Genomic DNA, 7,024 nt, shown 5'->3' with positions numbered 1-7,024 from the left:
TACCCGGATCAATGCCCATGGGGCCTTTCCCGGATGTCCGCCCGTTTACCGGGGCGTCACTGCGGACGCATACCAGTGCGTAATACCGCCATCCGGAAGGGAACATCTTCCTGCTGATGGTACAGTAGGAAATCGTCCCCTGTAAGGCCTCCGCGATATAGTGCTGTTCGGAAATACGGTTCGGAAGTTTGCAGGAAAGTGTCAGGCCGGTCCATTCCACCGTCATGGTCTCCGGATGAAACTTCGCCCCATTGGCGTTTGACTTACCGGTAATGGTGGTCAGTTCGTATTCCTTTTTGTAATGTAGCTTCGTCCCGTTCCCGAATAAGACTTTCTCAACCCCTGCCCAGACGCGTCCCGCTTCTGCCTGGACCTGCTGGGAGGATACCAGATGGGAAAATCGGGAACCGCATTTCTTTAGCCAGGACTCAAACCCGGACTTGGAAAGCCCCATATCCATACGGATGGTGTTTAGTGTCTTGTTGATGGATTTGATCTCCTTTTCCATGGCAGTAACCTGTTTTTCGAGTTCCCGTTCTTCCTTCCGGTTGGAGGGAACCTTCTGCTGCAGTCCGTCCAGCTTCTTGGATGCTTCCAAACGTTTCTCCATGGCATCCTGGTATGCTTTATCATGCTCCAGGCGGGACAGAAGCTTATTTCCGTGTTTGACGCAGACGTTATGGATATGGGTCATGGCACGGAAGCGTTTTTCCATTTCCTGGGAACAGGTTTTGGTATTCAATAAGATCTGTACGGTATGCATGTGCTCCCTCCTTTCAGGATTTACCATCAGTATGTCGCATCTTAAGATCTTGGCTTTTTGCGGATAACACTTTTTGGTCGAAATGATAAAAAGCATTGATTCATTTGGTTAGATAAGAGCATAAAAGAAAAAATGGCACAATTCATCTCACGACTAAAGTCACGAGCATTCTTGTGCCATGCTGTAAAACAATCATAAAAAAAGCAGGCAAAGATGCGCGTAATGCACATCCTGCCTGTGTCTTATCGTTGTACTCTGTTTTTGCTCCGAATGACCTCATCGCATGTATGCATCACAAATGATACATCCTTGCGATATGTTTGGCACTCTCCGTTGTCCGGCCTAATATATCCCCAATCTCGTGGAATATTGCTCCATGTCTTAGCATCTCACTTATCCGTATCTGATCCCAATGAAGATAGTTCTTTTTCCTGTTCCATCCATTTTCTTCTCATAATTTCATAAAAGCCATGGCGGTCCCGAATGCCCCGGGATCTGTCATGGCTGTTCTCCTTCTGCTTCTGCTGATTATTTTTCAGACTCACACACAAAAAACGGAATGCCAATACGGGAGAATAAGTCCCGGTGGACCATTTCCCAGATCAGCGCGTTTTTGTGGCACTGTTCCCTCTGCTCATCTGTGAGGATTGAATCATCCATCACGATCGCTTTTCTTCTTCCCATCATCTCTCCTTATGCGGTCCGTCCGCAGGTTAACTTGACATTAGTTGTGGTTCCTTTGGTGTTTCGGATCAGGTGGTACACATCCCCCGCCACACGGAACACAAAATGGTCCGAAGACTGATTTTTTGTCCCGACGGTACGTTCATGCCATGCATAGACCCGCACCAGTCCGATATCCACAACCGTTGCGCCCTCCGGAACAACGGTCATTCCGCCCTGTTTCCATTTCGCGTCATTTTTTGTGATGCGGAAACTCATGGCAGCCTGTACCAGGGAAGAAATGTCATTTCCCGTCCAGTCGTTTACCAGGTCATCCGCCGATACCGTGCAGATATCAAACGTCCTGCTCTGAATATGCGGAATCTCGATACCGGTTGTCATATACGTATCATAGTCCGTATTGTGGTACGATTCCACGATGGTCTGCTCCGGCTCTTTCGCTTCCGTCACGATCACTCCCGTCACTGACAGGATGCCGTAAAGGATAAGCGCGAAAACAAGCCAGGCTGTCACTCCAATCAATATCAGACCGCATATACCAAAACGGCCGATCATCTTCTCACTGAATGTCTCTTCCATGTTTTTTCTCCTTTTTCAAATTTTCGTATTCCTGCATTATGCTGCAGCCCACTGTCCATTCCCTACGTGGGTGATCAGTCCGGACTGTGCCAATTTCTGTAAGGTCTGGCGGATCTTTGCCTTCCAGTTTACGTTAGCTGCTGCCTTGGCATGATGCTTCCATTTCAATTTCTTCTTTTCTCATTCGTTTTCCTTCCTTTCTCAATTTCTCATTACTGATTACGATATCAGTATGGAAACCCGGCATGGTAAAATCGTGGGTAATTCATCGCCAAACAAAAATACTGCCTTACCGGTCCTGGCAAACGCAAAAAGAAAGGGCGCATCACGCTGCGCCCCTTCCGGTAGATTTTTTGTTAGTCCGTATCGAAGACCCGGTTTTTGTGCTTCGGCTTTTTGTATCGCTCATCGGCATGAACCCTGGTCCCAAGATTCATGTCAGGCCCAGTCACCCGGTTGAGCCGATTGTATTCCGCCAATGCCTTTTTGCCGCCTTTCTTTAGCAGGCCGATCCGTGTATTCTCATCCATTGTTCTATCTCCACCTCTCCTATCCGTGTATACCACCCGTCATAGCCTCGATTGCTTTTCGCCCCTGTTCCCAGGTCATAAGCGGCGTCCGGTGCATCAGATTTTCTAAGCATCCGGAATCCAGCTCAAACTGGCATTCTGCAAGAATCATTTCTGCATCGTCACCATATGTCCGTCTCAGTTCCTCTATGCTCTCATATCCGTACGACTCCAGAACGGATTGCACATCTACTTCAGAAAGATACACAAAGTCATGGGCGATCGCGTAGATTTTCGGGTCCGGCTCGGACACTTTTGTGATATCGCAGACGATCTGCAGCTGGTACAGTTCAACGACCTTTTCCTGGCCCTGTTCCAGTTCCACAGCTTCCCTGCGGTACTGCACGGAATCATCATCGGTTTTCACCCAGTTCGCTTTTCTATCTCTACTCATGGATAAACTGCTCCTTTCTGCCGCCCGGTTCCGTGATCTCTACCCTGGTGCCAGCTTGAAACCAGCACTTTTCCGAAGCCCACACCATCGCGACTGTCGTATTCTCGTTTCCTGTTACCTCATGGCTGCGTCCCGTATCCAGGCTTCGCAGCGCGAACTTTTTTTCTGCCATATATTTATCATCCCCTTTATGATCCCCAGCATCCGGTCAACGGGTCAACATGCTTTGGCGGACAAGCCAGTTTGTCAAGCCGTATATTTGCCGTATTCGTGAAAAGAGTGATTTCCCCGGTGGCACGGCAATAACGATATACCTGGTTTGATAAACGGTCCCGCAAAGATACTGCCGACATGTTAATATCCGCAACCATGTCCGCAAGATGGTCCGGCTGGTCATCCTCCGGATCGACCGCATAAACGGACTGTGCGAAAAATTCATGAACACTGCTTGGATACAGGTATAAGTCACTGTCGACAATACCCGCAAGTTCGGCCATCAGGTCCGGATAAAGAATGGACGCTGCGCCATATCTTGCAACTGCATTTCCGATATACCATAATGTCCGTGTCCTTGGGATAGGCTCACACTCATCATCCTCACATTCATCTGCTGCGAATTCGATGGGCATGGATAACATGTCGTAAACAACAGGGCGCAGCAGCTTCTTCGTATTCTCATACGCATGCTGGAACAGCTGCTCTTCCGTCATGGATAATTTTCTGGCCATGTCATTTTTGATCATGCCAAATGCAATTCCCGTCTCATCCATTTGCACAACCAGTTCATAAACAATGGACAGATCCAAAAACTCCCGGTGCGGTACATCCGCCAACAACTCCCGGTTCTGTTCCGTGTTAATGAGATGAAACACGATCTTCTGATCTGCATTGCGCAACATGGTCTCGTCCATCTCAGGCACCAGCGGCATCTGAAATTTTTCCACCAGGATCTTCGCCATACCACGCAGCATTGCAACTATATGCCCATTTTCCAGATAATCATCATATGCATCCGCCAGACCAATATTAACCGTGTTGACGCGTGCATTCGGAATACTGCATGCCAGCACCTCCTGCTCCTGATTGACGTACCGCTTTTTGCGGCAGACGATCTGCATTTCTTGATATTCTTCCGGCATATAAGATACTAATGTGGCAATCACCGTTTCCTTAAAATTCTGATATGTCATCATGGTTTTTTCTCCTTCGTTCTTGATTTTCACCGTCTTTTCATCTGCTTAAAGGATGCCCCATTTTCAGAGTGTCCCTTAAAAAAGTAGAAAGACGGCCATAAGATTCCCTGATCATATAGACCTGGCTGGCATCCTTGATGGATGCCATGCCCATTCCTCCAGTCCCGCGCGCATTAGTAACCACGTTCTATCAGTGATTCCGCCGAATCATCCGTAGCCGCAAGTGTTACGTACGTCACATTGTCCGGCGTGGTCTCGAATTCTTCGCAGAGAGACGCAAACAGTTCTTCCAATTCCTTTTTCCCTTCTTCGGTATCCAGGCGATGGGAGACATTTAACTGCGTCTCCTGCTCCAGTCCGTTGCGATCGGTGTACCCGATATTAACGGCGGAATACCGCTTAACTTTCTCCCCGGCGATACCATTTTCCAATAATTCTCTTACTTTCATGATCTTTTCCTCCATATCTTAATATGATTTGTTACGATATCAGTATGGAGACACCATGTAAAAATCCAGTGCCATTTTTGCTTCCCATTCCTGACACAAGCCATGGATCATTGGCAGCAAAAAAGAGCCGGCAAAGCCAGCTCTTTAAACATGTCACCGTTATGACATTCTCATTAATCATACACTAATTCAATCAGCAGGTACGATTCCGGATGTTCTAAAACGTCCTTCTCCAGTTCCTCCGGAATCAATACGCAATGCGCATTGCAATAACGCCCATCGTAAAGCGTATGATCCACATGCACCAATCTTCGTCCGTCACCATAAGAAAAATGATTGTCGAACGCGTCCAGGGCCTTGCGCAAGCTATACACGGAAGCTGGATACCTCAAATCAACCATTTTTCCAAACTGGTCCATTTTCCGATAATGGCGGATCATCTGGGATAAAGAATCATAACCATGTCTGTGCATCTCGGCCTCAATATTTTCAAGCGCTCGTGCGCAATTCTCACGGATATCCGCATTCCACGCCTTTACCACCGCCCGCAGTTCATCCGGACGCTCACAGCCTAAAATGAGTTCCTGACTGTCCATTTCTAAATCCGGAAAATATTCCTTAAAACATTCGATTTCTCCGGAATATTCACTGAGGAGTTCACTCTCAAGCGCTTCTTTCAAATCGGCGACTGCGTCCTTGCGGTCGTTTTCATTCTTAAAGTCTTCCGGTTCATACGTTCCAATCCCAGTCAATATCTTCATAGAGCATCCCATCTTATTTTCCTCCTATGTCTTAATTTCTGCATATTACAAATCTAATAAGTACAAGCCATGCGCTGTTAAATACTCCCGCAGTTCTCCTTCAGACACATTGCCAAATCCATGAAATGCTCGAAGGTACTGCCATGTGCAGGTCAACAGTTCTCCCAGGGTAAAGATGGACTGTCGTAACAGGCAGTTTGTAAGCCTAACCGAAAGCCCACATTCCTGGATTGGTTTGTCAGCGAATGCGGCATCCCGTACTGGTTCTGTATTTCCAATGATCCTTGAAGCATTCTGTACGCTTTCTCCGTCCGGACAATATAAAACCAGATTTTCCGGTCTTCTTAAGATGAGCAATGCTTTTTTCTGATGTCCTAACACCCTGCTTTCGCTCATGCCGATTTTCTTTCCGGCCTGACGCGGAGTAAAGCGGTATTTGTAACGGTACCGGATTGCATTCTGTTCGCCGAATGGAAGCTCACTGACCGCAGTCTCCAGCTTACCAATCTGTTCCGCTGAAAGTTCCATATCGCAGTATTTTCCGACGATATCACTAATCAGGTTTTTCGGATACGGCAGCTGCGAGTGTGGTACTCGTGAGTTTATCCCTCCTCCGGTCGATCCCATTGTTGCTTTGTTGCAAGATTTCATGATTTTTTTCTCCTTCCTCTGATTCCTTTTTCTTGAGATACGCCATCAGTATGCAGATATATTGTTCCAAAAGGTCACAGAAAATCATAAACAGATTCGCAACTATCGGATCGTGTGGCCGATTCACTAAGTAATAGGATAAGGGATTGAGCAGATCAGCTCCATCTTTTATCCTAAGATTAGTGCCATGCTCAGCACACAATCAAAAAAACTCCTGTACGCATAATAGCGCACGGGAGTTTTAGTAAAAATTAGAGTAACCAGTATAAAAAGCTCAACAAAGTGAAGAATACCCCTATCTCCATATGTTCCGTCTGGTATGCATAAAATGCAGCGCCACTACAAAACCATACCAACAAGTACTTGACTGCATCTTTGATATTTTTCTTGAAGCTATCCATTTAATCAATTCCTCCATGTTTTTGTTCACCGTACTTTTCTTTCGTAATAGCGTGAACTACCCTCCACTTATGCGCGGTGTACCGCGCCTGGGAATGGGGGCTTCAGCTCCGTGGAGCTTCTCTTTTCCTGCCTACGAGGAGTCAAGTTTACAGGATGACTGTAACCATCCAAACCTTACAATCAGTACAGGCGATCCCCGGCGTCCCGTCCGGTTCATCCATAACGAAGGATTGTCGTTTCTATGCGTAAGGATGTCAGGCTGCGCCTGTCATCCGTTTCGCCTCATTCAGGATATTCCTTGCTGCCTGCTTATCCCGGTCCATGGCATGACCGCATTTTGGACATATATAGGTACGGTCGGACAGTTTTAATTCCTTATGGATATGTCCGCAGGCAATGCAGGTCTTACTGGACGGGAACCACTGGTCCACTTTGACCAGGAGTTTTCCCTTCCGTTCTGCTTTATAGGCAAATTTGCATCTTTTATCCCGGCGCATTTCCTCTCATGACTAAAGGCACGAGCTTCCATGCGCCGATTTTGGTGAATTTCCACAATATGACGCAGGCTTACCGCCACTC

General features: G+C 47.1%; 12 protein-coding genes. All 12 read right to left on the bottom strand.

Features of this window, described 5'->3' with window-relative positions; all coding sequences use genetic code 11:
* Nucleotides 1–763: hypothetical protein (locus DW085_RS16575; protein ID WP_147353978.1), on the bottom strand; the 763-nt coding region annotated here is incomplete at its 3' end.
* Between the two features lie 528 nt (nt 764–1,291).
* On the bottom strand, nt 1,292–1,447 hold the full coding sequence (locus tag DW085_RS19270; protein WP_182430924.1) for a hypothetical protein: 156 nt from the start codon (nt 1,445–1,447) through the stop codon (nt 1,292–1,294).
* A 9-nt stretch (nt 1,448–1,456) separates the two neighbouring features.
* The gene (locus DW085_RS16570; protein ID WP_118493852.1) at nt 1,457–2,026 is read right to left on the bottom strand and encodes a hypothetical protein; all 570 of its coding nucleotides are present in this window, start codon (nt 2,024–2,026) and stop codon (nt 1,457–1,459) included.
* Between the two features lie 36 nt (nt 2,027–2,062).
* A complete protein-coding gene (locus tag DW085_RS19265; RefSeq protein ID WP_182430923.1) occupies nt 2,063–2,194 on the bottom strand; it encodes a hypothetical protein in 132 nt (43 codons plus the stop codon).
* A 188-nt stretch (nt 2,195–2,382) separates the two neighbouring features.
* Nucleotides 2,383–2,556 carry a hypothetical protein gene (locus tag DW085_RS19260; RefSeq protein ID WP_182430922.1) on the bottom strand — a complete coding sequence of 58 codons (174 nt, stop codon included), beginning with the start codon at nt 2,554–2,556 and terminating at the stop codon, nt 2,383–2,385.
* Between the two features lie 19 nt (nt 2,557–2,575).
* Nucleotides 2,576–2,989, bottom strand: a complete 414-nt coding sequence (locus tag DW085_RS16565; protein WP_118493850.1) for a hypothetical protein — start codon at nt 2,987–2,989, stop codon at nt 2,576–2,578.
* Nucleotides 2,982–3,161, bottom strand: a complete 180-nt coding sequence (locus DW085_RS16560; RefSeq protein ID WP_118493847.1) for a hypothetical protein — start codon at nt 3,159–3,161, stop codon at nt 2,982–2,984. The genes DW085_RS16565 and DW085_RS16560 overlap by 8 nt, the downstream gene beginning before the upstream one ends.
* 16 nt (nt 3,162–3,177) lie before the next feature.
* A complete protein-coding gene (locus DW085_RS16555; protein WP_118493844.1) occupies nt 3,178–4,182 on the bottom strand; it encodes a DUF5688 family protein in 1,005 nt (334 codons plus the stop codon).
* 173 nt (nt 4,183–4,355) lie between these two features.
* Nucleotides 4,356–4,631, bottom strand: a complete 276-nt coding sequence (locus tag DW085_RS16550; RefSeq protein ID WP_118493841.1) for a hypothetical protein — start codon at nt 4,629–4,631, stop codon at nt 4,356–4,358.
* Between the two features lie 173 nt (nt 4,632–4,804).
* Nucleotides 4,805–5,404, bottom strand: a complete 600-nt coding sequence (locus DW085_RS16545; protein WP_118493838.1) for a hypothetical protein — start codon at nt 5,402–5,404, stop codon at nt 4,805–4,807.
* Between the two features lie 33 nt (nt 5,405–5,437).
* Nucleotides 5,438–6,043: a DNA-directed RNA polymerase subunit alpha C-terminal domain-containing protein gene (locus tag DW085_RS16540; RefSeq protein WP_118493835.1), complete on the bottom strand. Its 606-nt coding sequence runs from the start codon at nt 6,041–6,043 to the stop codon at nt 5,438–5,440.
* Between the two features lie 656 nt (nt 6,044–6,699).
* On the bottom strand, nt 6,700–6,942 hold the full coding sequence (locus DW085_RS16535) for a zinc ribbon domain-containing protein (protein WP_118493832.1): 243 nt from the start codon (nt 6,940–6,942) through the stop codon (nt 6,700–6,702).
* Nucleotides 6,943–7,024 lie beyond the last annotated feature (82 nt).

The organism is Clostridium sp. AF50-3 (assembly GCF_003477445.1).
GTDB classification, from domain to species: domain Bacteria; phylum Bacillota; class Clostridia; order Lachnospirales; family Lachnospiraceae; genus Otoolea; species Otoolea fessa.
The sequence above is the reverse complement of the archived record's forward strand: the minus strand, read 5'-3'. Positions and strand labels throughout refer to the sequence as shown.